The sequence below is a fragment of the Chitinophagaceae bacterium genome, from assembly GCA_016699815.1.
GTDB lineage: Bacteria > Bacteroidota > Bacteroidia > Chitinophagales > Chitinophagaceae > Ferruginibacter.
This window is the reverse complement of sequence record CP065012.1, coordinates 2,021,843-2,048,401: the sequence shown is the minus strand read 5'-3', so window position 1 is coordinate 2,048,401 and position 26,559 is coordinate 2,021,843. Positions and strand designations below refer to the sequence as shown.

General features: G+C 38.0%; 21 protein-coding genes. 6 read left to right on the top strand and 15 right to left on the bottom strand.

What is annotated here, in order from left to right:
- Nucleotides 1-32 precede the first annotated feature (32 nt).
- The 12 genes from IPO46_09045 to IPO46_08990 form a co-directional block, all read right to left on the bottom strand.
- Nucleotides 33-1,208, bottom strand: a complete 1,176-nt coding sequence (locus IPO46_09045) for a molybdopterin molybdotransferase MoeA (GenBank protein QQS62268.1) — start codon at nt 1,206-1,208, stop codon at nt 33-35.
- Nucleotides 1,209-1,232: 24 nt separating this feature from the next.
- On the bottom strand, nt 1,233-2,681 hold the full coding sequence (locus tag IPO46_09040) for an SDR family oxidoreductase (GenBank protein ID QQS62267.1): 1,449 nt from the start codon (nt 2,679-2,681) through the stop codon (nt 1,233-1,235).
- A 10-nt stretch (nt 2,682-2,691) separates the two neighbouring features.
- A complete protein-coding gene (gene moaA / locus IPO46_09035; protein ID QQS62266.1) occupies nt 2,692-3,675 on the bottom strand; it encodes a GTP 3',8-cyclase MoaA in 984 nt (327 codons plus the stop codon).
- Nucleotides 3,676-3,687: 12 nt separating this feature from the next.
- Entirely contained in the window at nt 3,688-4,392 is a 705-nt protein-coding gene (locus IPO46_09030; GenBank protein ID QQS62265.1) for a hemerythrin domain-containing protein, read from the bottom strand.
- Between the two features lie 68 nt (nt 4,393-4,460).
- Nucleotides 4,461-5,600, bottom strand: coding sequence for a tellurite resistance/C4-dicarboxylate transporter family protein (locus IPO46_09025; GenBank protein QQS62264.1), 1,140 nt, complete (start codon nt 5,598-5,600; stop codon nt 4,461-4,463).
- A 54-nt stretch (nt 5,601-5,654) separates the two neighbouring features.
- On the bottom strand, nt 5,655-7,145 hold the full coding sequence (locus IPO46_09020; GenBank protein ID QQS62263.1) for an MFS transporter: 1,491 nt from the start codon (nt 7,143-7,145) through the stop codon (nt 5,655-5,657).
- 20 nt (nt 7,146-7,165) lie between these two features.
- A complete protein-coding gene (locus IPO46_09015) occupies nt 7,166-7,615 on the bottom strand; it encodes a hypothetical protein (protein ID QQS62262.1) in 450 nt (149 codons plus the stop codon).
- Nucleotides 7,616-7,617: 2 nt separating this feature from the next.
- On the bottom strand, nt 7,618-8,346 hold the full coding sequence (gene narI / locus IPO46_09010; GenBank protein QQS62261.1) for a respiratory nitrate reductase subunit gamma: 729 nt from the start codon (nt 8,344-8,346) through the stop codon (nt 7,618-7,620).
- 35 nt (nt 8,347-8,381) lie between these two features.
- On the bottom strand, nt 8,382-9,176 hold the full coding sequence (locus IPO46_09005) for a hypothetical protein (protein ID QQS62260.1): 795 nt from the start codon (nt 9,174-9,176) through the stop codon (nt 8,382-8,384).
- Complete coding sequence (gene narH, locus IPO46_09000) at nt 9,166-10,719, bottom strand: nitrate reductase subunit beta (GenBank protein QQS62259.1); 1,554 nt, start codon at nt 10,717-10,719, stop codon at nt 9,166-9,168. The genes IPO46_09005 and narH overlap by 11 nt, the downstream gene beginning before the upstream one ends.
- 185 nt (nt 10,720-10,904) lie before the next feature.
- A complete protein-coding gene (locus IPO46_08995; protein QQS62258.1) occupies nt 10,905-14,465 on the bottom strand; it encodes a nitrate reductase subunit alpha in 3,561 nt (1,186 codons plus the stop codon).
- Between the two features lie 68 nt (nt 14,466-14,533).
- Entirely contained in the window at nt 14,534-15,367 is an 834-nt protein-coding gene (locus IPO46_08990) for a c-type cytochrome (GenBank protein ID QQS62257.1), read from the bottom strand.
- A 430-nt stretch (nt 15,368-15,797) separates the two neighbouring features.
- On the opposite strand from IPO46_08990, the gene IPO46_08985 reads away from it, so the two are divergent.
- The 6 genes from IPO46_08985 (at nt 15,798) to IPO46_08960 (ending at nt 22,017) form a co-directional block, all read left to right on the top strand.
- On the top strand, nt 15,798-16,466 hold the full coding sequence (locus IPO46_08985) for an MgtC/SapB family protein (protein QQS62256.1): 669 nt from the start codon (nt 15,798-15,800) through the stop codon (nt 16,464-16,466).
- 151 nt (nt 16,467-16,617) lie between these two features.
- Entirely contained in the window at nt 16,618-17,265 is a 648-nt protein-coding gene (locus IPO46_08980) for a sigma-70 family RNA polymerase sigma factor (protein QQS62255.1), read from the top strand.
- Nucleotides 17,266-17,276: 11 nt separating this feature from the next.
- Nucleotides 17,277-17,924, top strand: a complete 648-nt coding sequence (gene folE / locus IPO46_08975; GenBank protein QQS62254.1) for a GTP cyclohydrolase I FolE — start codon at nt 17,277-17,279, stop codon at nt 17,922-17,924.
- Nucleotides 17,925-17,930: 6 nt separating this feature from the next.
- Nucleotides 17,931-18,596, top strand: a complete 666-nt coding sequence (locus IPO46_08970; GenBank protein ID QQS62253.1) for a flavodoxin reductase — start codon at nt 17,931-17,933, stop codon at nt 18,594-18,596.
- Nucleotides 18,597-18,743: 147 nt separating this feature from the next.
- Nucleotides 18,744-21,380: a glucosidase gene (locus tag IPO46_08965; GenBank protein ID QQS62252.1), complete on the top strand. Its 2,637-nt coding sequence runs from the start codon at nt 18,744-18,746 to the stop codon at nt 21,378-21,380.
- A gap of 61 nt (nt 21,381-21,441) precedes the next feature.
- Nucleotides 21,442-22,017 (top strand): hypothetical protein, encoded by a 576-nt coding sequence (locus IPO46_08960; GenBank protein ID QQS62251.1) that lies wholly within the window; start codon nt 21,442-21,444, stop codon nt 22,015-22,017.
- A gap of 42 nt (nt 22,018-22,059) precedes the next feature.
- Here IPO46_08960 and IPO46_08955 read toward each other — a convergent pair whose 3' ends face one another.
- The 3 genes from IPO46_08955 to IPO46_08945 form a co-directional block, all read right to left on the bottom strand.
- On the bottom strand, nt 22,060-22,653 hold the full coding sequence (locus IPO46_08955; protein ID QQS62250.1) for a hypothetical protein: 594 nt from the start codon (nt 22,651-22,653) through the stop codon (nt 22,060-22,062).
- Nucleotides 22,654-22,743: 90 nt separating this feature from the next.
- Complete coding sequence (locus tag IPO46_08950; GenBank protein ID QQS62249.1) at nt 22,744-23,376, bottom strand: response regulator transcription factor; 633 nt, start codon at nt 23,374-23,376, stop codon at nt 22,744-22,746.
- A 38-nt stretch (nt 23,377-23,414) separates the two neighbouring features.
- Nucleotides 23,415-26,474, bottom strand: a complete 3,060-nt coding sequence (locus tag IPO46_08945; GenBank protein ID QQS62248.1) for a hypothetical protein — start codon at nt 26,472-26,474, stop codon at nt 23,415-23,417.
- Nucleotides 26,475-26,559: the final 85 nt, after the last annotated feature.

Here is a 26,559-nt window from a genome sequence, read left to right as displayed (position 1 = left end):
AGTACAGCCTTAGCAAAAAATAATGACCGAAATCATACAAAAACCCTGACTCTAACCATCTCATTTTGCTCAAATTTCTCTTTTGGTTCTTCCAATTCAATAATGCCATCTGCTAAAGCAAAAGAATTCATTTTATAACTTTCCTGGCTATCTAAAATTTCAATTTTGTTATGGAAAATTTTTCCTTTAAGAAAAAAAGTTAACCCTGCTTTTTTAGAAAAACTTTTGCTCAATGGCATCCAGGAAATATTAAAAAATTGATTTTGGGTATAACATTTTATAGCTTCTGCGACATACTCATAAAAGCAGGTAAGTACCGAAGCCGGGTTGCCCGGCAGGCCAAACACCAGGGATTGATTGCAGGTGCCAAAAAATAATGGCTTCCCCGGTTTTTGTTTTACTTTATGAAATATTGTTTTTACAGCACATTTTTTAAGTGCAGCAATTACAAAATCATAATCACCCACAGATACGCCACCGGTAATTAATAAAATATCAACATGGAGTTGGTTATTTATTGCCCTGCATATTTCTGTTTCATTATCGTCAACAATTTGAATTGAAGATGGGAAAATACCCATTTGATGCAATACAGCATTAAGGCCAAAAGAATTTGACTCATATATTTTTCCTTCAACCAGGCATTCTCCGTGCTTTAATAATTCTTTACCCGTTGCAATAATACTTACAGAAGGCAATGAAAAAACATGTACATAACTAATACCCAAGCCTGCAAGCAAAGCAATAGATGCCGGGGTAAGTAAATGGCCTTTTTGCAAAACCAAATCTGCTTTTTTAGTTTGTGAGCCGGCAATCCTTACATTATTACCTTTAAGCAAATTTGGATCTTTTATAAAAATTACATTATCCTCTCTTTGCACATTTTCCTGAATTACTACGGTATCGGCACTGGGAGGAACAGCAGCACCGGTAAAAATACGGAGCGCCTGCATAGGTTTTATACCGGCTTTAAACGTATTGCCAGCCTGCACTTCGCCAATTACATCCAATCCCGATTTTCTATCCCAATCATTATAAGCAAATGCATAACCATCCATTGCCGACTGATTATAATGAGGGGCATCCATGGGTGCAAATAAATTTTCGGCCAATACAAATCCCCCGGCTCCTGCTAATGGAACTTGTATGATTTTTGGAGCGGGACAATTTTCAATTATTTTTCTCTTTGCTTCAGCAACGGAAATCATTACCATCAATTTACAGTTTTATAACTACTTTTTTCCTGCTATGCGCTTAAGCATATTTCTAAAAATGAAAAAATGAAAAGGCAGCATGGCATACCAGTAATTTCTTCCCATAATACCTTTGGGACGAAAGGTTGCTGTTTGCTTAAGTATAGAGCGGCTTTCGTTGGTAACGATGGCAAATTCTAGCCATGCTTCGCCGGGCAATTTCATTTCGGCAAATAAGAGCAGCCGGTGATTTTTGCGATCGGCTAAAATTACCCTCCAAAAATCTATGGTATCACCAGCTTCAATATCTACCTTGCTCCTTCGGCCACGGCTCAACCCTACTCCGCCCATAATTTTATCAAGAATCCCCCTTATGCGCCATAGCATATCCGCATAATACCATCCATGTTCACCGCCTATACTAAAAAAACGGTTGGCCACAACTTCAATCTGGTCTTTAGAAATTTCTGTCCATTTCCTGTCTTTAAAACATCCATTAACGGGCACTTCAATATATTGGCTCACATCAAGGCGTGTTAGGCTGCTTGATGCAGAATCTGTCCAACTGGATACCACCATATTTTGCTCTATTCTTGCAAATGCCATTTTCAATGCCTCATCGTAAGGAATAAGATATTGCGGAATTATTTCCTTTATAGAAAACTCTTTGCATATCACATCGTTTTTCATACTTTTTACCAATTGCCGGGCAATAGTAAAATTGGCAGAGGTAGTAAGGTTGAGCCAGTAAACAGATAAGCCTGGAAAAAGCACCGGCAAAGTAAAAATTAATCTTTTGTACCCTCTTTCTTTTGCAAAACCCAGTAGCATTTGCTTATAAGTTAATACATCGGGACCGCCTATTTCAAAAGTCTTAAAAAAAGATTTTTCATTCATTACACAGTTTTGCAGGTAATAAATTACATTGCGAATGGCAATGGGCTGGCATTTGGAATTGAGCCAGCGTGGCACAATCATTATGGGTAATTTTTCGGTAAGGTCACGAATAATTTCAAACGAAATACTGCCCGAGCCAACAATTATGCCCGCTTCAAAAATGGTATATGGGATGCCTGATTTTATAATTACATCTTTCACAACTTTGCGTGCCGTAAGATGGCTGGATAGAAATTCATCGTTGCTAATTCCACCCAGGTAAATAATTTGTTGCACTTTAGTGAGTAGCGCTACCAGCACAAAACAACCAGCAGCCCTTAATTCATATTCTTTAAGTGTATTGGATGTATCGGCCAGCGAATGAATTAAATAATAGGCTACATCAAACTGCCTGTGATTAAAACTTTGCACGGCATTTTCCGGCTTTAAAAAATCAAATTCTATAATTTCTACTTTATCCAGTAAATCCTGCGAAGGTTTAAACCTATTAACATCCCTTACTACACAGGTAACCTCATGCCCCGATTCTACAAGAACGGGCAATAACCTCATGCCAATATATCCATTTGCACCGGTAAGCAGGATTTTCATAAATTATTTTTTATCCGCCAATATGGATCATGCTCCTGTTAATAATTTCAGCTACTTCGGGCTTGCCATTTATTGACGTAAACTGGCCGCCAAGTGCTTCTTCCTTTTCCCAAACACATTGCTTGATTAATGGCAGTATATCTTCCCCATTTCTTAATGCACTTAAAATATCCACCTCGCTTTTGGAAAAGAGACAGTTTTTCATTTTTCCGTCTGTTGTTAACCTCAAACGGTTGCAGCCGCTGCAAAAGGGCTGGCTCATGGTGCTGATAATGGCAAAAGTGCCACAGTGGCCATTTACACGAAATTTCATTGCAGTATCGTGCTTTTCATGATGCAATTTACTATAAGTAAATTTTTCAGAAACTCTATCTAATATTTCTTTATAGGAAAACACTTTTTCGTTGCTCCAATGGTTGCCGGTAAAGGGCATAAATTCAATAAAGCGCACATGAACCGGCTGTTCTTTTGTCCAGGCAACAAAATCCAAAATTTCATCATCATTAATATTTCTCATTACCACCACGTTAATCTTTACATGAAAATTATTTTTTAAAAGCAATTTTATATTTTGCGTAACCTGATCAAAAACATCCCTGCCGGTAATAAGGAGGTTACGGCTGCTTTTTAAAGAATCGAGGCTCACGTTTACAGATCGCATCCCTGCTTTTTTAAAAGCGTTTAAAAATTCATGAACATACACACCATTGGTAGTAATAGCCAGCTCTACAGGCAGTTTTGATAAACGGAGGATAATATCTCCTGCATCTTTCCTCACCAATGGCTCACCACCCGTAAGGCGTATTTTATTAATGCCCTGCTGAACAAACTCTGTTGCAATTTGCTCCATTTCCTGAGGCAGCATTTTGGTAAATTGAGAAAAATATCCTTTGGGCAAATCAACCGGGTTGCAATAGGTGCAACGTAAATTACACTTATCAGTAAGTGAAATTCTTAGGTAGTTATGTACACGGTTAAATTTATCTTTAAGCATAGTTATAAAAAATCATTGGGCTTTTACCAGCAGCTCAATAGAAAAATATTTTTTCATTTTATTAGAAATTTTTTCATAATCGCCTTCGGTTAAATATTTATGCGCCAGGGGAAAAACCACATTGTCTTCCCTAAAAATATGCAGGCGCAGCAATTCAACCAGCGAAAGGCCCTGTTCTACAGCTGTATCCATCAAAACTGCCCTGGAAACCGGATCGGTAATGCGGGAAGTAATTCCCATAAGGCTAAAAACCAGGGTAGACAATTCCATAATTTTAATGTGGTCGTTCTCCAGCATATCTACAGCCGTATCTGGTATTGGTCCAGTGCCATGTTCGCCGTTGTCAATCATTCTGTCGTGTATAAATGGAAATAATATGCGCTCTTCTTTTAAATTATGCAGCACAATTTTATCATCCAAATAAGCAAAAAATTCACCCAGCTTTTTATTTTTTTCACGGCTGATGCCTTCTGTTTTAATTTGAATTAATGTTTGCTCTAGTTGATCTGTTTGTGCAAGCGTAGTTTTATGCTCGTTCATAAATAATTGCATTACAGGATGCAGGTATTCATAAGGAACCGGCTCAATACCCTGTGGCTTATAAGCGCCTGGCGGATCCATTGGAGAATATACCTGTTCAACTGCAGCATCTTTTTCTACAAATCTTTTAATGTAATCTGTTTTTTTATTGTCGTTATTTTCAAAAATATTATTCATAATTCTTTAATTGATTTGAGCACTTAAGTTACATTTTTTTTACGAGAATATTACTGATGGGGAATAATTTACAACAACTGGTTTTTCTCTTTAATATTTAATTTTTGAGAAAGAGCAATTGTATATTTAATTTTTTTGATTTCTGAAATAAAAAAACGAACCAAACCTGTAAATGTAACGGTCCATGCCAATATGGCGAGATAAATAAACACTTCGTAAAAGTAGTGGAGAAAGGGCATGTGCAAGGCTTTGGACATACGAAAGGTACATACAGCATACATTCCCTGCGGAAATACTGCTCCCCAGTAAAGAGGGTCGTATTTTAACGGGTATTTTTTATAAATATGCCGCCAAATGGCTAAAATAATCAGCATAGGAATCCACCAGGTTCCGGTTGCCCAGTAAAAAACGGTAAAGCCTTTCAAAAAAGGAAGCAGTGATTCAAGAAAAGGGGCATCGGGAGCATTAATAATAAGCACAGAACCACCCAGGGTAGAAATGGCCATTGCCCCCATATTGATCCAATAAGGAGGTGCAAGGTCGCCGGGAGAAAATTTAAAAAAAGTGTATCGGTAAAAAATCAGCGAGATCATCCATATATAAAACATTCCGCCCCACAACCACATGGATAATGCAAAAAAATTTATTTCAATACGATAAGGCTGTGGGGTATGCGATGCAATTAAAGCGCTCAAAATAGAAACTGATTGGGTAGCTACAATTGCGGTAAGCCAGCCGCCGGTAATACCCTTATCTAATGTAGGTTTATTTTGCTGCGTTGTAAGTGTAGTAAAAATCGTGTAGGTTAAAAACAACCACAATAATATTCCAAACGTAAGAAGCGTAGCCGAAATATAATAATTCTCAACCATGATAATGTATTGAATACCCAATACACAAGTTCCGGCAACTGAAGTGAAAAAACCCGTTCCTGCCATATGGTTGGTTAAATCAGCTTTAAAAGAAGAAAAAAACCAAAAGAGACGAAGAAGGGTTAACACCCACAATACAATAAAAAAACCATTGTTGAGAGCAAACAAAATATAAGCTATCCATTGCATATCCATAAGGTATGCACCAATAGAAATAATTCCTGTAGCCATCACAAGGGCAAAATAGGAAGGCGAAAGGTTTTTTATTCCGTCCTTTAGAGCCGCAGCTATTATACCTGATGCAGATATTGCTTTATCGTTTATTATTTGCTCCATTAATCTTTTTATAATGGGATAGTTTCCTAAATAGTTTATTACATTCTTAATAAACTATATAGCAGAAGATTTTTTAGTAACAGCCCTTATTGCTGTACGTTGCAACACAATACAAATTACTACCAGCACAGCAAGAAACATCCAGCAGGAGGTCCATATACCAGTAGATTTCAACAGGTATCCAAATACCAATGGGCCAAAGAAACCACCAAGGCCGCCTAATACACCAACAATGCCACCAACGGTTCCAATATTGGAAGGGTAATAATCTGATATATGTTTAAATACTGCTGCGCCGCCAAGGCCCATCATAATTCCAATAATAAAAACCAACACAGAAAAAATCCATTTGTTTGCCTGGAAATAAATAAGGGTTACACCTTTGGCCAATAAATCCCCTTTTGTTACTTCATCTCCTACTCTTACTTTAGGTTCCTGATGATACGTTGTAGTGGGCAGGAATAAAAAACCTTCTTTATCGTGATGAATGCCAAATCGTATGGCCACTTCGGAAGAGTTACCTGCTTTGCTTTGCAGTAAATAAGTGTCGTTACCTACAATAATTTCATTTGCGTTTACTGAGCGTACCGTACCAGATTTACCGGCCATAACACCCTGCCCCGGAGCTTGTATTTCCATTCGGGGAATAAATAAAAAAACCATGCAAACCAGGCTTATACCTAATATCCATAACAACACCATTCTTGCACCTACTTTATCGGAAAGCCAGCCGCCTGCAGCCCTAAACAATCCTGCAGGCAAGCTAAAAGCGGCAGCCATAAAACCAGCTGCAACAATCGTTAAAGAATATACATTTACATAGTAGGGTATCAGCCATTGAGACAAAGCAACAAAACCACCAAATACAAAGAAATAATAAAGGCCAAAACGCCAAACCCTGGTTTCTTTTAATGGCAATAACCGCTGAAGCATAGTTTTGGATGCAGCCGGTAATTTATTTTTTGTAGCCAGTAAAAAAATAATTGCAGTTACAAGTAATAAAGCTGCGTATAATTTAGGTAAAGAGCGCCAGCCTTCAATATTTGCTCCATAATTTGTGAGATTATTTAAAATGGAGGGTGCAAAAAAAGTAGTTAAGGCTGCTCCTACATTTCCGGCACCAAAAATCCCTAAGGCAGTTCCTTGTTGTTCTTTTGGAAACCATAAACTGCTATAAGCCACACCAGCTGCAAATGATGTACCGGCCAGGCCAAACCCAAAACTCAATAAAATAAATGATAAAAAACTATTTGCATGGGATAAAAAAAACATCGGTATGGCACTAAAAACAAGGATAATTGTCATTATCCAACGGCCGCCATATTTATCTGTAAGAATACCTACCGGGAGCCGGAATATAGAACCTACCAAAACAGGGATACCCAGCAACCAGCCAATTTGTATTGGGCTCCATTTAAATACGCCCTGCTCTACAAGAAAAGTAACCAGCACACCATTTATCATCCAGGCCGAAAAGCAAATCATAAATGCAAGTGTACTCAATAAGAGTATGCGCCAGGATAATTTTACAGATGGATTACTCATAACATTTTTAATTGCATGATTTAGTTGGTTTTTTTATTAAAATCCATTCTTCCTTTTCCCGGAAAACTAGTGCTGGCCCTCACCCGGTATTTTCCACCGGGTATTTTAATACTGTCTATAGTAATAGGATGAAACGTATTACAGTTCCTATATTTTATACCATTTAGTTCGTATTCAAATTCAATTCCCCGGCCTTCTGCAAAAACGTTACAATAATCTATTGTTGTGCCGGTTACATAAACCGGGTTTTTGAGTAAGGCATACTCTACACGATAAACTCTTATTACAAAAGTGAGTGCAATACAAAGTATACACAAGATGGCAATGTTAATGGCTCTTTTTCGAATTGAAATAAAACGGACAATACGGTATATATTGAAAATGATGCCGCCTGAAATAACCAGCAGCAATATTGTTTTTACGATTTGGCTGGCCAGTAATTGTTCATCAGTTACAATATTCAGCAGCATAATTAAGTATTTTTTGGGCGCTGCAACGACCAGGGCGTTTTACGGTTGCGAACTTTCTTTCTATCCCAATACCACATAACCTGCTGGTAGGGGCGCCATATATAATTTAAAGGAAGTACCAGCATGTGAATAAGCCTTGAAAAAGGAAGGATACCAATAATGATAAATGCACCGGCAATATGTAATTTAACCGTCCACGGTAATAAAACTACAGCAGTAATATCTGGGTTTAGTTTAAAAATAGAATTTAAATAAGGGCTAAGTAATGTTGAAAACCAGGATGAACCCCAGCGGAAATTATAAGCAATCCACAATCCGGTAAAGGTTTGCAAAATTAATAACACATAAACCACAAAATCCATTTTATTAGTAACCGGGTAAAGCCTTGGTGTGGTATATCGCCGTATAAAAAGATTTACAAGGCCTACAAGCATACTAATACCAAAAATAAATGCTGATATTTCAAGTATTAAGAGGCGAACCGGTTGGCTGTTCCATGCAAGTACTGTTCTTGGAACAAGAAAAGCTATAAGATGACCACAAAAAATAAATAACACACCCCAGTGAAACGGAACTGAGCCATAAAATAATTTTCTGCCTTCCAGGAACTGAGATGACAAAGAAGATACCTGGAACTTCCTGCTCCTGTAACGGTAAATAGAACCAATTAAAAAAGTGGCCAGGGCAAGGTAAGGCAGTACTATTAAAATAAAATTATCAATGTAATTCATAACCGTTGAATTTTAAATTTTTGGAACAAATTGCGTTATTTTTCCGTTAGCATTTCGGTTTCAATATTCTGGCTGAAGTCTTTAATTTCTGAATTTTGAGTGCCGGAGGCCGGGTTGCCCGGGTCAGTATTTTCATTACCCTCCTTGCTTTTATTATTACCGTAATAATTAAAATCTCTTTGCATTACAAGAAACAAAGCCATTAAGCTGTTTTGAAAAATGGTGCGGTAATTTTGGGAATAATCCAAAAGTACTTTCTGGTGTTTTTTATACACGGTATCCTTCTTATCAATTTTATCCAGGGTAAATTCACTTACCATTTTCTCTACAGCCGGCAAAAGCAATAATTCAGCAATTTCAGTTTGCATTTCTGCATCTTTAACTTTTGGAAGCAGCCGTAATAAGTTGGGCAAATGATCAGAAAGTTCGGTTTCACAAAGGTTGCCGGCTTTGCGGTGTTCTTCATTTAGGTGAACGAGTAATTTTCCACGCTTGTAATCTTCCCCAAATAAAACAAATCCAATATCCAATGTAGTTATTGCCTGAACATCAAAAGACCGGAGAAAAAGCTCCTGAATATCCCTAACAGAAGTTGACGATACGAATTCAGCAAATGGCTGCAATGTGAGTGCAGCTTCGGTAAAAGTATTTACCAAATATTCATGAGCGGTTTGTATTGTTTTTTTATACTCATCGTTCACCGGGTAGTTAAACATTTCGGCAAGCAATGCATAATTGGCCAAAGTACGGGTAGCCGTTGTGCTGGTTTCTGCCTGTAAATCCTGCTGTGTTTCCATTTTCTTTTTTTTATACTTAATTTTAGATGCCACGTTGCACCGGTTTTTTAAATCCAAATCCTGCATCTCCTTTTGTATCGCCGGTAAAATCCATCATTTCTATTGCCTGTTCCCTGTGGGCAGCAGGAATCACAAATCTTTCTTCAAATTTTGGAAGTGAAGTGAGCGCATAAATTGCATCTGCTTCTTCTGCGGTCATGCCTGCATCTTTTAATGTTTCTTCCACTTTTTCATCGCTTATATCACCCACCGTTACTTTCCTGCGGTGAATGCGTACTGCCATTAATTTTTTCCATTTTTCTTTTATGAGTTCTTCATCGCCTGCACTAAATAAGTTGGCAATATATTTTAATGGAAAACGTATTTGATCCAGGGTTCCCCATAATTCTTTGGTGCTGGTGTCGTACAGCCAGTTGTCTTCCCATTTTTTGGCAATGGGATGCATTTTATCCTGTTGCTCACTGTTATCAGTTTTTTTCACTGTAGCCATTACGGGCAACAATGGTGGCACATAAAACAACATAGGCAGGGTGCGGAACTCAGGATGCAACGGCAAAGCCAGTTTCCATTCTTTTACAAATTTGTAAATAGGAGAATTTTGAGCAGAGTGGATTGTTGAATCGGCTACACCGTTTTTCTTTGCTGCTTTAATTACCTGCTCATCAAATGGATCTAAAATAATATCCAGCTGGCTGTTAATTAAATTATTATCATCTGCACTGGCTGCTTCTTCAATACGGGAAGCATCATAAAGCAACACACCCAAATACCTAATGCGGCCTACGCAGGAATGCATACATGCAGGCGCCAGCCCGGCTTCTATACGAGGATAACAGAGAATACATTTTTCTGATTTGCCGGTATGCCAGTTGTAATAAGATTTTTTATAAGGGCAGGCGGTAACGCACATTCTCCATGCACGGCATACTTCCTGGTTAATAAGTACCACACCATCTTCCCCTCGTTTATAAATTGCGCCTGACGGGCAAGAGGCAACACATGCCGGGTTGAGGCAATGGTTGCAAATTCTGGGAAGATAAAACAGTGCCATTTTTTCCAGTTGAAACATCACTTCCTTTTCTTCTTCGGAAATGTTGTGCAAATTCGGATCGTTACGGGCATAATCGGGTGTGCCGCTAAGGTCATCGTCCCAGTTTGGTCCCATTTTTATATCAATAGGTTCGCCTGTTATTAATGATACCGGCCTTGCTGTTGGCTGGTCTTCTCCTTCGGGCGATTCAATGAGGTCTAAATATTTATAAGTAAAAGGCTCGTAATAATCATCAATTACCGGCAGGTTGGGGTTATAAAAAATATTGGTGAGGCCACGTCTTTTACCGGCGCCTTTTAAATCTATACTTCCATTTCTTTTTTTTTCCCAGCCGCCTTTATAAATCCCCTGATCTTCCCACTTGGTAGGATATCCGGTGCCGGGTTTTGTTTCTACATTATTCCACCACATATACTCGGCGCCTTTTCGGTCGGTCCAAATATTTTTACAGGCAATAGAGCAGGTATGGCAGCCAATACATTTATCTAAATGAAAAACCATTGCTATTTGTGATCGTACGTCCATAAGTTTTGAATTATGAATTGTGAATGATGAATTGTGAATGATGAACTATATTTTATTTTTTTTCTGACATTATCTTGAATTATTTTTCCTAATGGACTTAAAATGCAATTAACCAAAATCAATTAACCATTACCACACCAGTTTTTCCATTTTCTTTACAATTACATGAGTATCTCTTTGTGGCGCTACTGGCCCCAATAATTAAAGTGGTAAGAAAACTGGCCATATCCGCCATTGAGATAATTGGGTTTTAAGTGAATACGTGTTACGCTGTTATGCCCGCCTCCTCTTCTATTTCCCCTCAATTGCGATTTGGGAATCCCTACGGTTCTTTCGGGCACATGATAAACAATACATACTCCCGGAGGTATACGGGAACTTACACATGCACGGGTTACATACACACCATGATCGTTGTGCACTTCTACCCAGTCGTTATCTTTTATGCCCAGTTCTTCCGCATCTACTTCACTCAGCCAGCAGGGCTCAATACCTCTGGAAAGGGTGAGCATTCTTAAATTTTCCATATAAGTGGAGTGAATATGCCATTTACCATGCGGTGTGAGATAGTTCAATGCTTTTGCTTTTCCGTTTTTCCAGGTTTCTCTTAAATCACCATATACTTCTGGGCTTGGCGCCGGCTTAAATGTGGGCAAATGTTCGCCATAAGCAATGTACATTTCCTGGTCAAGATAAAAATGCTGCCTTCCGGTAAGAGTTCGCCATGGTACTAATCGCTCTACATTATAAGTATAAGCAGAATAAGCCCGGCCATTATTCATTAACCCCGACCAAACAGGAGAAGTGTTGTAACGATGCGGCTTTGCCAAAAGATCAGCATAGCGGATTTTTACACCTAATGAATCATCGGACAGGTCCACAAGTGCAAGGCCTGTTTTCTTTTCCATGTATTCATAGGCTTTTTTGGTAAGCTTTCCATTGGTTAATGAAGAAAGATGTAATACAGCATTTGCGGCCCACTCATCTTCCTGGATAGAAGGGAGCTTTTTGTCTTTATACTTTCGTTGATGAAAATGTTGTGAACTGCACATTTCATCAAATTCTTCTTTACACATATAATGGTTGCCGTGTGCACTCAATCCTTTTTCCCTAATGCCTTCGCCAAGTGTGATGAATTTTTCATACAGGTCAGTATAATCTCTTTCTACAACACTTATTTTATGCATAGATTTTCCGGGAATTGCCTCACATTCCCCGGTGTACCAATCTTTAATAGTAGGTTGGGTAATTTCATCTGCACTATCATGCGAAAGTGGTGTAAACACAACATCTTTCTGCACATCATTAAAATATTTTTTGGCCATTTCGCTGGTTGCTTTTGCCAAATGTTTAAAAATATCCCAGTCTGTTTTTGATTCCCATACCGGGGCAACAGCCTGGCCAAGGGGATGGATGAACGAATGCAGATCGGTACTGTTCAAATCGGCTTTTTCATACCACGAAGCAGCGGGTAAAACAATATCCGAATACAGTGCAGAAGAATCCATCCGGAAATTAAGGTCTACCACTAAATCCATTTTACCTACAGGCGCAATGTCGTGCCATTTTATTTCTTCCGGTTTATCCTCTACATCTTTTGCAATTACGTTGCTATGTGTGCCCAGGTAATGTTTCAATGCATACTCATGCCCTTTCATGCTGCCCACAATAGCATTGCCACGCCATATATACCACACCCTTGGATAATTCACTTCCTCTTCCGGCTCACTTACGGAATATTTTAGTTCTTTGGATTTTAATTTTTCCAGCACATAAGCTTTTATCTCCTCATCACTTTTGGCGCCATTGGCCATGGCCTTTTTGGCAAGCTCTAGTGAGTTTTCATTAAACTGAGGATAAAAAGGCATCCACCCGTTTCTTACAGATGTAAAGATGGTATCGGCCACATGTTTATCAGTCCATTTATTTTTATGTGTGGTATTATAGTTGGAGTGATGGCCATCATAGCGATACTGGCAGGTATTGATATAATGCCAGAGTGGCGCTTGTTGCAGCCTCGAAACAGGAACCCAGTCTTTGGCAAATGCAATAGAACCCCAGGATTCTACTGGGGCTAGTTTTTCCTGGCCAACGTAATGGTTTAATCCTCCTCCATTTTTACCTACGCATCCACAAACCATTAATGCCATTGCACCGGCACGATAGGTTAAATTTTGATGATACCAGTGGTTTACACCAGCGCCTACCAAAATCATACATTTTCCTTCGGTTACATTTGCCGTATCGGCCCACTCACGGGCAAACTGGAAAAGGGTTTTAGAATCAATACCAGTAAAAATTTCCTGCCAGGCAGGTGTATAAGCTGCATCGGGGTCGGTATAATCTTTGGGATATGCTCCACCCAGGCTACGGTCCACACCATATTGTGCCATAGTGAGATCATAAACAGTTGTAACAGGAATTTTTCCATTTACCGTATCCAGCATTTTTACCGGAACGCCACGTAATGCATTTTTTGAAAGTCCAAATTCTGTAAACTCAACCTGTAGCACTTCATCTTTTTGGTTTAATAAAGTAAGAACAGGATCAAAATTTGCATCGGTTTCACCACATTCATATTTCATGTTCCATTTGCCACCGTTTTTATCCCAGCGATAACCCATTGTACCTTTTGGCACAACCAGTTCTTTGCTTTTTTCATCTATGGATAAAAATTTCCAGTCTCCGTTTTCAATATCCTTCCATTTTGGTAATTCATTGGCCCTAACCATTCTTCCGGGGGTGTAGCCATTTTCTGTTTTATCTAAATGCACCAGCATTGGGCTGTCGGTATATCGCTTTACATAATCAATAAAGTAGGGCGTTTGTTTTTCGTAATGATATTCTTTAAGTATTATATGCGTTACTGCCATCCAAAAAGCACCATCGCTACCTGCATGAAGTGGTATCCATTGATCGGCGTATTTACACAGCTGGCTAAAGTCTGGTGAAAAAACAACTGCTTTGGTTCCGTTATGGCGGGATTCTGCAAAAAAGTGACAATCTGGTGTACGGGTCATGTTTAGGTTGGTACCCATATCGGCAATCATTTTTGCATTGTACCAATCGGCGCTTTCGCATACATCCGTTTGCTCGCCCCATAGTTCGGGAAATGCCGGGGGCAAATCGCAATACCAATCATAAAAGCTCAGGTTTACTCCGCCAAAAAGTTGAAGAAACCTTGCACCCGAAGCATAACTTAACATGGACATTGCCGGAATAGGAGAAAATCCAATTACCCTGTCGGGTCCATATTTTTTTGCCGTATAAATATTTGAAGCAGCCATTATTTCCAGCACCTCATCCCATGTTGTACGCCTGAAGCCGCCTTTTCCCCTTGAATTTTGATATTTTTTTCTTTTTTCTTTATTGTTTTGCAGGTTTTCCCATGCAGCAACCGGGTTACCACCGGCTTTTTCTTTTTCTTCCCGGTAAGCATCAATTAATGTTCCACGTATAAGTGGATATTTTATTCGAAGCGGACTATATAAATACCAGGAATAAGAAATCCCTCTTTGGCAGCCACGGGGTTCGTAAGGTGGTATTTTGTCATCAATTAACGGGTAATCCAACTGTTGTGTTTCAAACACTACAATTCCTTCTTTTACATGAATGGCCCAGGAACAACCACCGGTACAGTTTACACCATGTGTACTGCGAACTATCCGATCATGTTGAAAGCGATTACGGTAAAACTCTTCCCACTTACGGGTTTGCGGTGAAATAATGTCCTTAATCCAGCTCATGGTTTATTTATTAATGATGAACAAATTGCATTTTTTCTTTGCCCTTCTTCTTATTTTTTCTTTACTGCCTATGCCGATTTTATTTGTCTTTTGAATACCGAAAAATTAACAGGGTGCTTTTTACGTTTTATCCAAAAGAATGAATACAAAATGATTAAGAGAACCAAACCGGTAATACCACCAACAAGTAAATAATTACCTGTTTTACTGGTAGCGGTAAGCGCTGCTTCTTTATCTACTTTTACCAGAAATGCAGTTAGGTCGGCGGTTTCCTGCGGAGTAACCGGGTGGGCCGCATAGGTTTCTTTCATTTGGGGAAATGGCAAACCGGTAATAATACCCGAAACGCCATCCGCAGATAACCTTGCTATGGCATGCGTAAGGTCTTTACCTAATGCACCACCACTCATATAACCTTGCATGGCTACATTGTGGCAGGAATTGCAGGCCGCACCATTGTTCATAAAACGAATATTGCCCACAAATAATTCCTTTCCCCTATCGCTATTTCCCTGTGGCTGTGTTGTTGCAGCAATTGTTGTTGAGGGCATACTGCTTTGTGTTTTGATGTAGGCAATTAAGCCTTTTACCTGTGCATTGTTGAGATTTGGATGATCGGGCATGAGCAATTGGTTGTATGCCTTATAAATGGAATCGGCATATTGATCACCCGATTTAATAACCGATTGTGAAGACTGTACAAAATTGATGATCCAGTCCTCTGAATGACGGTCCTGAACATTTAACAGGTCGGGGCCAATTAATTTGCCGCCTCCAATTGTGTGGCACACAGCACACACGCTTTTAAATGTAGCGCTGTCGCTTTCCTGCGCAAAAGCAGGTGGGCATGAAAGAAAAAGAATTACTGACGTAACAAAAACTGAGTGAAGGGTTATTTTCATACTGCTGTATTTACCAGTTAAAAAAAATGCACTATTTCCCTGCTCCTGCTTAATTTACTTTCTATATTCTAATCATATCCGTACTAAAAAATTCCCAATTTCGATAATTAAAGACAAATATATCCTCTAAGGGTACGGGCTATAAATAATTGAAATCATGTTTGCAAATGTTTTTTGTCATGCTTTTGGGTTTAACCAGCAATAATTCAACAGATTTGCCTGATTTTCATTAACTTTTTTTGGCATATCAAAAATTGATAATGTTCTTTTTAAATAAGATGATACTATTGAATTGACAGAAGCCTTTTCCGTTGGTTTATGTGGCGAAAAATATGGGCAAAGTTTTGTTTTTCGTAACTTTATTACTTCTCCAGGATTAAAGAAACCGGCAATAAAAAATTTTGTACAGAAAACTGGCAGAAATTATTACATGATTAGTTGGGCTGAAATAGTTTTAAGGTTATCGCTTGCATCATTATTTGGAGCGCTTATAGGCTTAGAAAGGGAACGGAGGCACTGGGCAGCAGGCTTGCGTACACACATGATGGTATGCGTAGGCTCCTGCCTGGTAATGATTGTTTCGGCATTTGGTTTTACAGATGTATTGGGAACAAGTAATACGGTACTCGACCCATCCAGAATTGCAGCTCAGGTAATAAGTGGTATTGGTTTTATTGGGGCAGGAGCCATACTGCTGTTAAAGCAGGGCACTATTCGTGGGTTAACTACCGCTTCGGGTTTATGGACGGTTGCGGCAATAGGCCTGGCAACAGGTGGAGGCATGTATTTTGCTGCTGGCATTACCAGTTTTATTGCATTAATAATTCTTTGGGCTTTAAAACCATTAGAACGGATGTATTTTAAAAAATCCAATCAAAAAACATTGCAAATAACCGCCACCCCGTCCCCGGCAAATAATGAGTTGATTAAATCTTTGCTTGAGTCAAAAGAGGTTAGCTTTCAAAATTTTTCCATAAAAAAAGAAAATGATGAACTTATTTTTATTATAGAGCTTGACAAAACAGACGCTACTATTATACAGCCTATTTTACAGCAATTAAAAACAAACTCATCGGTTAAAGAAATTTCCTGGAGTTGATAATATTATTCTTACTATCCAACTAAAGGCAAAGCAACATTTTATAATCTGTTGTAACCTTTTGTATATACAGTTACTCTAATTATTTCAGACGGGAGTAAACAAGCATTCGCTAACAGGAGCTAAAAGAATATTTTAAAGCAGGTATTTTATGAATCCAATAAATAAATTATCAGAGGAAGAAATAATACAACGAATTTTAGCAGGAGAAAAACCACTTTACGAACTTATCGTAAAGAGGTTCAACCCTACGCTGTACAAAATTGGAAGATCGTATAATTTCAACCACCAGGACACACAGGATTTAATGCAGGACAGCTTTATTGATGCCTATAAAAACCTGAAACAATTTGAAGGCCGTGCCCACTTTAAAACCTGGATCATACGCATAATGCTCAACAACTGTTACCGAAAAAAAGAAAAACTTAGTTTTAAAAACGAATTAACAACCGACTTTAATGAAAATGCAAAGCCAATGTTTAGTAATACCCAATACAATGCAGTAAACAACATTCAAAACCGTGAGCTTGGGCATATTATTGAAAATGCCCTTGCCACTATTACTGAAGATTACCGCATAGTTTTTTCGCTGAGGGAAATAAACGGGTTAAATGTAGCCGAAACCGCAGAACTGCTTGGTATAAGCGAAGCCAATGTAAAAGTGCGGCTCAACAGGGCAAAAACTATACTGCGTAATAAAATTGAACTTACCTATAGCAATGTGGAACTTTACGAATTTAACCTGCAGTATTGCGACGCTATTGTAATAAATGTAATGCAAAAAATTAATGACTTATAAAAAACAGAAAAATGGAAGCACTTGTTAATTATGAAAGGATAAAAAAGATAACGGAAGCACAAATTGGCAACCCACTTAATGATTTAACCGACAAAGAAAAAATAACCCTTATTGCCGGTCATTTTGAAAAAATCATGCAAACCCTGGGCCTCAACCTTAATGACGACAGCCTTAACGGCACACCCAACCGTGTTGCCAAAATGTATGTTAAAGAATTATTCAGCGGCCTCCGCCCCGAAAACAAACCTCAAATTAGCCTCTTTGAAAACAAATATGGCTATCATAAAATGCTGGTGGAAAAAGATATTACTTTGTTTTCATGCTGCGAACATCATTTTGTGCCCATCATTGGAAAAGCGCATGTAGCCTACATTCCACACAAGCAGGTAATTGGTTTATCGAAAATTAACCGGCTGGTACAGTATTATGCCAAAAGGCCGCAGGTGCAGGAGCGCTTAACTATTCAAATAGCAGAAGCCTTAAAAGGAATTTTGCAGCACGATGACGTAGCCGTACTTATTGAAGCCGATCATTTATGCGTAGCTTCGAGGGGAATAAAAGACACCAATAGCCAAACGGTTACGTCGAGCTACTCCGGCCATTTTGAAAACAACGATACACGGCAGGAATTTTTATCTTATTTGAACAACAAAAAATAATTTATCATGGCAAATGCAGTTAAAATAAAATCTATTGAAAAAATTACACACGACGTATTGCATATTGTTGCACAAAAACCAGGAGGGTTACAATACCATGCCGGGCAGGCTGTAGATGTATCCATTAATAAACCCGGATGGGAAAAAGAATTGAGGCCCTTTACTTTTACTTCGCTGCCCACAGACAACCAAATTGAATTTACCATAAAAACTTACCCGGCGCATAACGGGGTTACCAACCAGTTACTTTTGCTGCAGCCTGGTGATGAATTACTGATTGGTGAAGTTTTTGGAGATATTGCCTATAAAGGAGAAGGGGTTTTTATTGCAGGCGGAGCAGGCATTACACCGTTTTTAGCTATTTTAAAACAATTGGAAAAAGAAAATAAAATTGGGAACAATAAACTTTTATTTGCCAATAATACCCAGGCAGATATTATTAATAAAGAAAAATTGACAAATCTTTTAGGGAATAATTTTATCAATATACTTTCCAATGAAAAAAAAGAAGGCTTTGAAAATGGTTTTATTACCGCCGGTTTAATTCAAAAACATACAGGGAAAAATTCTTTTTATTATCTCTGCGGCCCACCACCCATGATGGCTGCAATAGAAAATCAGCTTGCTTTACTGGGCGTAAAAAGTGAGTACATAGTAAAAGAAGCTTTTTAATTTAGTTTTTCAGCACAGGGTTCAAATCATCCTGGCAAACCATAAGGCGCTGTAACATTATTCTATGATGGTTTAGTTTATTTCCACTGTAAAGAGGCGTAAATTTGTCCCATAGTTTCCTAATGCATTTATGCAAATATCCACTCCATGTCAAAAAATCTTTCTACGGAACAAAAAAGATTAGAAGAAAATTATTCAAATCAAAAAAATTGGTTGAAATGGGGCCCTTACATATCAGAACGGCAATGGGCTACTGTAAGGGAAGACTATAGCGCCGATGGAGATGCATGGAACTATATAACCCACGATATGTCCCGCTCCAAAACCTATCGCTGGGGCGAAGATGGCATTGCAGGTATATCCGATGATAAACAACGCATTTGTTTTGCGCTTACTTTATGGAACGGCAACGATCCCATTTTAAAAGAACGGCTCTTTGGCCTTACTCCTGCAAACGGCAACCATGGTGAAGATGTAAAAGAATTATATTATTATCTCGATAATACGCCTACCCATTCGTACATGAAATATCTATACAAATATCCGCAACAGGCATTTCCCTATGCCGAACTGGAAGAAAAAAATAAGCACCGAAGCAGGCTGCAAGATGAATATGAAATTATAGATACCGGTATTTTTAACGAGGGTAAATACTTTGATGTATTTATAGAATATGCCAAAAACAATGAAGAAGATATTTGTATAAAAATTACGGTGCACAACCGCTGTAACCTTAAAGCGCCCATTGTTTTAATGCCCACTTTATGGATGCGCAACTTATGGGCTTTTAACCTGGAAAATGAAAAACCTGTTATTGAACTCATAAATGAAGACAGTAATACCAGTGAAGCATTTATTTACACACCGAAACTAGGAGCATATCAATTTTATTTTCAAACACCAGAAAGGGTATTATTCACCGAAAATGAAACCAATACTGAGCGCCTCTATAATATTCCCAACAAAAATCCTTTTGTAAAAGATATTTTTCATGAAGCAGTTATCTCCAACAATTTTAATTTACCTGAAAATAAAAAAAGTGGAACTAAGTTTGCTCCTTTTTACCGGTACAACGTTGATGGAATAGGATCTGTAAGTATAAAATTACGGTTAAGCAAAACAAAACTGAACAATCCGCTGGGTAAAGATTTTGACGAAATATTTAAAAGCAGGATGCAGGAAGCCAATGAATTTTATGATCAGCTTATCACTACAAAAAATGAAGATCTAAAAAATATACAACGCCAGGCTTATGCAGGAATGTTGTGGAACAAGCAATTTTATTATATTGATATTCCCAGTTGGTTAAAAGGTGACGAAGGGCAGCCGCCACCGCCTCAAGAACGCCTCAATGGCCGCAACAGCAAATGGCTCACACTGAATAATGAAGATATTATTTCCATGCCGGACAAATGGGAATATCCTTGGTATGCCGCATGGGACCTTCCTTTTCACTGTTTACCCCTTGCTTCACTTGATCCGCAATTTGCCAAAAACCAATTGCTGTTATTACTAAGAGAATGGTATATGAACCCTTATGGCCAGATACCTGCGTATGAATGGAATTTTAGCGATGTAAACCCTCCGGTGCAAGCCTGGGCATGTATGCGGGTATATAAAGCCGAAAAGGAAAGCCTGGGAAAAGGCGATACTCTATTTTTAGAAAGGGTGTTTCAAAAACTGCTCATCAATTTTACCTGGTGGGTAAACAGAAAAGACAGGCAGGATAATAATGTATTTGAAGCTGGTTTTTTGGGCCTGGATAATATAGGCGTATTTGACCGTAACAATGTACCCGAAGGTGGCTCACTGGAACAGGCAGACGGCACCGCATGGATGGGAATGTATTGCCTGGATATGATGGAAATAGCGCTGGAACTAGCCCAAACGAATAAAGCCTATGAAGATTTAGCCACCAAATTTTTTGAACACTTTACTTATATTGCCGAATCCATTAACCAGATACATACCGGCGCTGGTGGGGCGTGGGATGAAGAAGATGAATTTTTTTATGATGTACTGAAACTACCTAACCACCGTAGCATTCCTTTAAAAGTTCGGTCATTGGTTGGCCTCACCTCCTTATTTGCCGTACATGTAATTGATCAATCTTTACTTTCAAAAGTTCCCGAATTTTATCAAAGGCTCAAATGGTTTGTTACTTACCAGCAAAAAAACGACCATTTTCTTGCTATTGAAATAAATTCAACCGGCGCTATACTGCTATCGCTTGCACCAAAAAAACGTTTAGAAAAAATTTTGAAAGCATTGCTGGATGAAAATGAATTTTTATCTCCCGGGGGTATACGCTCTTTATCAAAAATTCATGAGAAACCTTATGTAATTAATATTGACGGGAAGGAGTTTGGCCTAAACTATGAACCCGGCGAATCACAAACGGCACTATTTGGCGGCAACTCTAACTGGCGTGGGCCCGTATGGATGCCCATAAATTACCTTACCATATCGGCATTGAATAAATATTTTCAATTTTTTGATGAAGACCTGCTGGCTGAGTATCCCACACATTCCGGCCAAAGCCTAAACCTTAAAATGGTTGCCGGGCAATTGAGCCAAAGGCTTATTAATAATTTCACCAGGAATAATGAAGGAAAGAGAAAAATTAATGGTGGAAATACCCTTTTAGATGAGAATCAATATTTTAACAACCTGGTTTTATTCTACGAGTATTTTCATGGCGATAATGGCAAAGGCATTGGCGCATCTCACCAAACCGGGTGGACGGGATTAATAGCGGAAATTATCAGGAAAAATGTTGATTAATTCACCTGCAGATAAAAAGATATACAGGTATTCTTTTGTACCTTTCACTAAACATTTTTTTATGAAAAAGTACTTTTTTATTGCTATTGCTTCAATATTTATCATCTCCTGCAATTCTGGAAATCAAAAGAATTCGCCTGAAGTAAAATCGGTTAATAAAGAAAACAAGACTACCGTTAACAACGCCGACAATCGTATTTTATTTAAAGCAAATGGCGCTGCAGTAAATTCTGAAGGCTGGATAGTACAAAGGTTTTTATGGGATGAAAAAACGCCAGCAGCATGGCTGAACATTACCAGTAATATGCATATGGATAAAAGAACTATTAATGTTAACCTTAATAAGGCAACTTCGGGCACTTTTCAGCTTTTTGAAACAGGAATGATGAAGAATTCACATGGAGGCTATTTCCCAGATTTTTCAAATCCAATGGATAGTTATTCATTTGTAAGCGGTGAATTTAATATTACCGAACTTGACACTATAAAAAATATTTTAAATGGCACATTTAACGGGGTTGCAAAAAATATAAATGACAAAACTGTTAGTATTACCGAAGGTCAACTTATAAATGTAAAAATAAAGCCCGGCGTTACCAACCTTTCCGAAGAAATTGATGCAATAAAAAAACCCTAAAAAAGGGTTTTAGTAAAAATAATTATTTAAAAAGGCTTAAAATTATCTTGTAAAGCTTACCAGTTCTAATGATTGATCCAAAAACAAATTAGTTGCAGGTCCGGCAGCTTTTTCATCGTAGGTATTGAATTTAATTAAAATGGCTCCATCTTTTGAAAACCAAAATTCGTCTTCCTTGCTATTGGAATCATCTCCTTCTACCATGTAACAATTTGAGAAACTACCTGCAGGAACTGTTACCGAAGCATTAATTTCTTTAACCAGGCAAGTACCAAAAGCATATGGATAGGTTTCATTTACCGCAGCCGGATATTTAAACCATAAACTTGGTGGGCCGTCCGGGTATGCATTATACCACCAACCTTCGGTTCTTTTTTGAATGGCAATTATGGGCTGGCCTGTAGACTGATCCACCATATTGAGCCAAGTGCTGCCGCCAATAGTAGCCGCAACTGCTTTTAAGGTGATGTTACCGGTTTCTATTACCGATCCGCCTTCGTTATAAGTTGTGGATTTATAAACCCATTGGCTATTTTCAATTGGTCCATTACCTGGCGGTGGCTGGTTATTGTCTGAATCTTTTTTACAGGATAGCATTACAACAGATAATGCTAAAATACTAATGAATACTTTCATGGTTGCTTTTTTTAATTGAGTTTAGGAATAAGTTGTAAAACTCTTAAAACACTTGCTTTGAAAAAATGTGATATTGATGTTATGCCTTACTTAGAGCAAGCCGGTTTTTTTTAATGCTTCTGCCCTGGAGTTTACCTGTAGCTTTTCGTAAATATTTCGCACATGCGTACGTACCGTATCTAAACTTACAAAAAGTTTATCGGCAATTTCTTTATAACGATAACCCATGCTTAAATTTTCAAGTATTTCCTGCTCCCTTCGGGTGAGGTTTTGAAAGTACTCATTGGTATTTTCTTTAATAGCAAAAGCTTCTATTACTTTTCGGGCTATTTGGCTGCTTATTGGGCTCCCCCCTTTATTTACTTCTGCTATGGCTTCAATAATTTTTTCTGCCGGTGTACTCTTTAATAAATAGCTTATGGCTCCGGCTTTTAATGCTTCAAAAATAATATCTGGCTTATCATACACGGTAAGTACCATGCACTGTGTTTTGGGGTGAACCATTTTTAACTTCCTTATGCAATCTATACCATTCATTCCGGGCAGGTTTACATCAAAAAGGGCAATATCCACAGGCTCTGCAATCAGTTCTTTCAAAGCTGTTTCGGCATTACCAAAAACCCTAAGCTCGGCTACATCAATACAAAGTTGTATTTGTTCGGCCAAATAATGCAGTACCGTTTCATCATCTTCTATTATTGCAATTGAATTTATTTTCACCATACAAAAATGGGTTTAAACGTATTTACCGGCAATGTGATTTATATGGTAGCATTTAGGAAGATACTAAAATTGAAACGACAGCCTTTTCCGGGGCTTGTATCTATACTTATGCTTCCACCCAGCTCCTTTATCCTGATTTGTATATTTTTTATTCCATTACCGTTGTGTGATTTTTGCAAATCAAAACCATCGCCATCATCATTAATTTCAAATAAAAGTGTTCCGTTTTGTATGATTGATTTTACAAAAATATTTTGTGCATTGCTGTATTTAATAGCATTGTTGATGATTTCTTTTGTTACCAGCACTAAATTTCGGCGCTGTTCGTTGGTAAGTAAAATGTTGTTGCCGGCTTTGGGTAAACTAATGTAGTATTTAAAGTTTGCGTATTCCAATTGAAGGTTTATTTGCTCCCTTAAATAGGCAAAAAGGTCACTCAATGTTTTTTGGTTGGGGTTTAAACTCCAAATAATTTCACCCATATTATTTACCAGTTTACGGCTTGTGCTGGTAATATTATCAAGGTCTTTGCCGGCATAACCGGTCATTTTATTTTTTAACGATTCCGTCATTAAGGTAATTTGGGTAAGTCCGGCTCCTATATCGTCATGCATTTCCCTGGATATTCTTTGTCTTTCCTTTTCAATTTCATTTTGTTTTTTAAGTTCTGCTATTTCTGCTTTTAGTTTTTGATTTATAAAAAAACGGGTAATAAAAATAACAGAAAGCAAAACTGCTATTGCCGTTAAGGTATAGAACCACCATGTTTTCCAAAATGGTGGACGAATGGTAATATAAACTTCCCTTGGTTTTTCGCTCCATATACCCATGTTTCCCTGTGCCATAACCTTAAAAGTATATTTGCCACTCGGTAAATTGTTATAATAAACTTCATTAAGTGTACCCGGATAAATCCAATCTTTATCCCAACCTTTAAGCATATATTTATAGCGGATTTTAAGTGCATTATTAAATTCCACACTCCTGAACCGGAAGTATAAATTGTTCTCATTATAAGACAATTGAAGCGCCTGGATATAGCCAGCCGCCAGTGCAGTATCTGCTTCATAATCGTTTACCAGCAAACCGGTAATTTGAATATTTGGTTTTGTGAGGTTTGATTTGATATCTTCAGGCTTAAACCAAACTACACCTTTTACGCTTCCAAAATAAAGGTTACCGCTTTTACCTTTATAAAAAGCGCCGGTATTCATCTCATCAGCCGGTAGTCCTTCGGAAACGGTGTAGTTCATAAATTTTATTTCCGGCAATCGTTCCCCGGTTTTATAAACAATTTTTCCTTTTGATAATCCATTATTGGTGCTAACCCATATTTCATCATTATTGCTTATTGTTCCATATACAAAACTATTCAACAACCCGTCTTTTTCGGTATAAAACCGGTGTTGACCATCGGGATACGAATAGGCAATTAACCCATCAGAGCTGGAAATCCACAGTAAGTGTTTGGCTGCATCATAACGTATGGATTTTACATCAAGTCCTTTAAAAATACGCTGTTCGGCAATAGGGTCATCGGGTTTGTTTAATATTAAAATCCCGTTCGATCCTGCCACGGTCCAAATTTTTCCTTCGGGCGAAACCCATAGCCCAATTACTTTTGACTGGTTGTAATTGGTAACATGCCTCACCCGGTAAATACCTTTTTCTTTTTTAATAAAATACAAGCCAATATTGGTTCCGGCCAGCCAGCCATTTTCATAATCTACAATACTATTTAGCTGGGGCGTTTGTAAAGCGCTTATAGGAACGGGCATTTTAACAGGTATAAAATCATTTTTTCCCTTTTCTCTTATGTATAAATAACCGGAGTAACTCGCCCATAGGTTTCCGCTACTATCTGTAGCAATGAGTGGCACCGATTTGGCATAGAGCAGCTTATTGTCAAAAAAAGGAAATGCAAAAGGTTTTGCCTCTCCTGTTTTTTTATTTACAACCAATAACCCGTTTTGAAAAGTTCCCAACCACATATTTTCTTCAGAATCTTCATAAATAGAGTACACAAATAAATCTTTGTTGTTATTTGCTTCATTTTTTACATTTGGGAACCTGTTAAAACCACTATGCGTAATATCTGCTTTTAATAAACCCAAAACATCTGCACCCACCCAAAGATTGCCCGAAGTATCTGCATACATGCAATAAACCGGATACTTTGTTCGGGCATTACCATTAATGTTTCCTTTCCAAATAAATTCATTTGCTATTGCAGGTTTATAAAAAATATTCCCATCCTGGTCGCCAGCCCAAATATTCATTTTTCCATCTGTAGTTATATACCGGATTGTTTTTTGTTCCGCCTGAAAATTATTTATTTTGCAGAACCCTTTTTTTAAAGACTTTGTATCAAACCACTCAATATTCTCATTGTTACCGAGGTATAAAGTATCCCTGCAATGGGCAATAGAAAAAAAAGACTGCCCTGCCAAAAAAAGGTCCCATTGCTTATGGATTAAATTAAAGCGCAACAATCCTTTGGGTGATGCAAACCATATATTATTTTTAAGTGCAACACCCTGGTACATAAGTGGAATATTGTTTCCTTTTTCATCTTTTATTGTTACCGGGTAATTAAAGCAGTTATTCTTTTTTGTGTTTAAAGCAAACAATCCTTCACTCGCCGATGAAAACCAGTAATAGCCTTCTTTTATGATTAACGGATTGGCAAATATTTCTATATTGGGCGTGCTATCCAACCTGCCTAAACCCGTTTTATTCCAATACAATTGCCGTTGCGTAAAAACCTGCTTCTTTTTATTAAAACAATTAACAACCCTATCGCTTCCAAACCAAATTTGATCTGCATCATCTTCCAGCAATGCACTGCGTATTATTCTTCCCTTCATTTTACCCTGCGGCTCACTATATGAAGGCTTGTATATGTTCATGGAAGTACCATCAAACCGGTTAAGCCCGTTTGCCGTAGCAACCCATAAAAAGCCCTGCTTATCTTTTAATATTGAATATACTGTACTTTGTGAAAGCCCGCTAATTGAGTGAAAGCTCAGTTGGCTATTGCTTTGGCCATAAGATAGCGTAGAAAGAAAAAAAAGAAAAGAGAAAATTTTATTTCTCATGCTTAAGGTTTAACAAATACACTTTACAGCTCAACACTCCACTATTTCGTTCAAGTTAATTCAAAAGATATTAAAAAAAATCAGG

Excerpts from the sequence above, each read along its gene's own strand:
- IPO46_09045 (QQS62268.1), bottom strand. The coding sequence starts at position 1,208 with ATGATTTCCGTTGCTGAAGCAAAGAGAAAAATAATTGAAAATTGTCCC.
- IPO46_09040 (QQS62267.1), bottom strand. The coding sequence starts at position 2,681 with ATGAAAATCCTGCTTACCGGTGCAAATGGATATATTGGCATGAGGTTA.
- moaA (QQS62266.1), bottom strand. The coding sequence starts at position 3,675 with ATGCTTAAAGATAAATTTAACCGTGTACATAACTACCTAAGAATTTCA.
- IPO46_09030 (QQS62265.1), bottom strand. The coding sequence starts at position 4,392 with ATGAATAATATTTTTGAAAATAACGACAATAAAAAAACAGATTACATT.
- IPO46_09025 (QQS62264.1), bottom strand. The coding sequence starts at position 5,600 with ATGGAGCAAATAATAAACGATAAAGCAATATCTGCATCAGGTATAATA.
- IPO46_09020 (QQS62263.1), bottom strand. The coding sequence starts at position 7,145 with ATGAGTAATCCATCTGTAAAATTATCCTGGCGCATACTCTTATTGAGT.
- IPO46_09015 (QQS62262.1), bottom strand. The coding sequence starts at position 7,615 with ATGCTGCTGAATATTGTAACTGATGAACAATTACTGGCCAGCCAAATC.
- narI (QQS62261.1), bottom strand. The coding sequence starts at position 8,346 with ATGAATTACATTGATAATTTTATTTTAATAGTACTGCCTTACCTTGCC.
- narH (QQS62259.1), bottom strand. The coding sequence starts at position 10,719 with ATGGACGTACGATCACAAATAGCAATGGTTTTTCATTTAGATAAATGT.
- IPO46_08995 (QQS62258.1), bottom strand. The coding sequence starts at position 14,465 with ATGAGCTGGATTAAGGACATTATTTCACCGCAAACCCGTAAGTGGGAA.
- IPO46_08990 (QQS62257.1), bottom strand. The coding sequence starts at position 15,367 with ATGAAAATAACCCTTCACTCAGTTTTTGTTACGTCAGTAATTCTTTTT.
- IPO46_08985 (QQS62256.1), top strand. The coding sequence starts at position 15,798 with ATGATTAGTTGGGCTGAAATAGTTTTAAGGTTATCGCTTGCATCATTA.
- IPO46_08980 (QQS62255.1), top strand. The coding sequence starts at position 16,618 with ATGAATCCAATAAATAAATTATCAGAGGAAGAAATAATACAACGAATT.
- folE (QQS62254.1), top strand. The coding sequence starts at position 17,277 with ATGGAAGCACTTGTTAATTATGAAAGGATAAAAAAGATAACGGAAGCA.
- IPO46_08970 (QQS62253.1), top strand. The coding sequence starts at position 17,931 with ATGGCAAATGCAGTTAAAATAAAATCTATTGAAAAAATTACACACGAC.
- IPO46_08965 (QQS62252.1), top strand. The coding sequence starts at position 18,744 with ATGTCAAAAAATCTTTCTACGGAACAAAAAAGATTAGAAGAAAATTAT.
- IPO46_08960 (QQS62251.1), top strand. The coding sequence starts at position 21,442 with ATGAAAAAGTACTTTTTTATTGCTATTGCTTCAATATTTATCATCTCC.
- IPO46_08955 (QQS62250.1), bottom strand. The coding sequence starts at position 22,653 with ATGAAAGTATTCATTAGTATTTTAGCATTATCTGTTGTAATGCTATCC.
- IPO46_08950 (QQS62249.1), bottom strand. The coding sequence starts at position 23,376 with ATGGTGAAAATAAATTCAATTGCAATAATAGAAGATGATGAAACGGTA.
- IPO46_08945 (QQS62248.1), bottom strand. The coding sequence starts at position 26,474 with ATGAGAAATAAAATTTTCTCTTTTCTTTTTTTTCTTTCTACGCTATCT.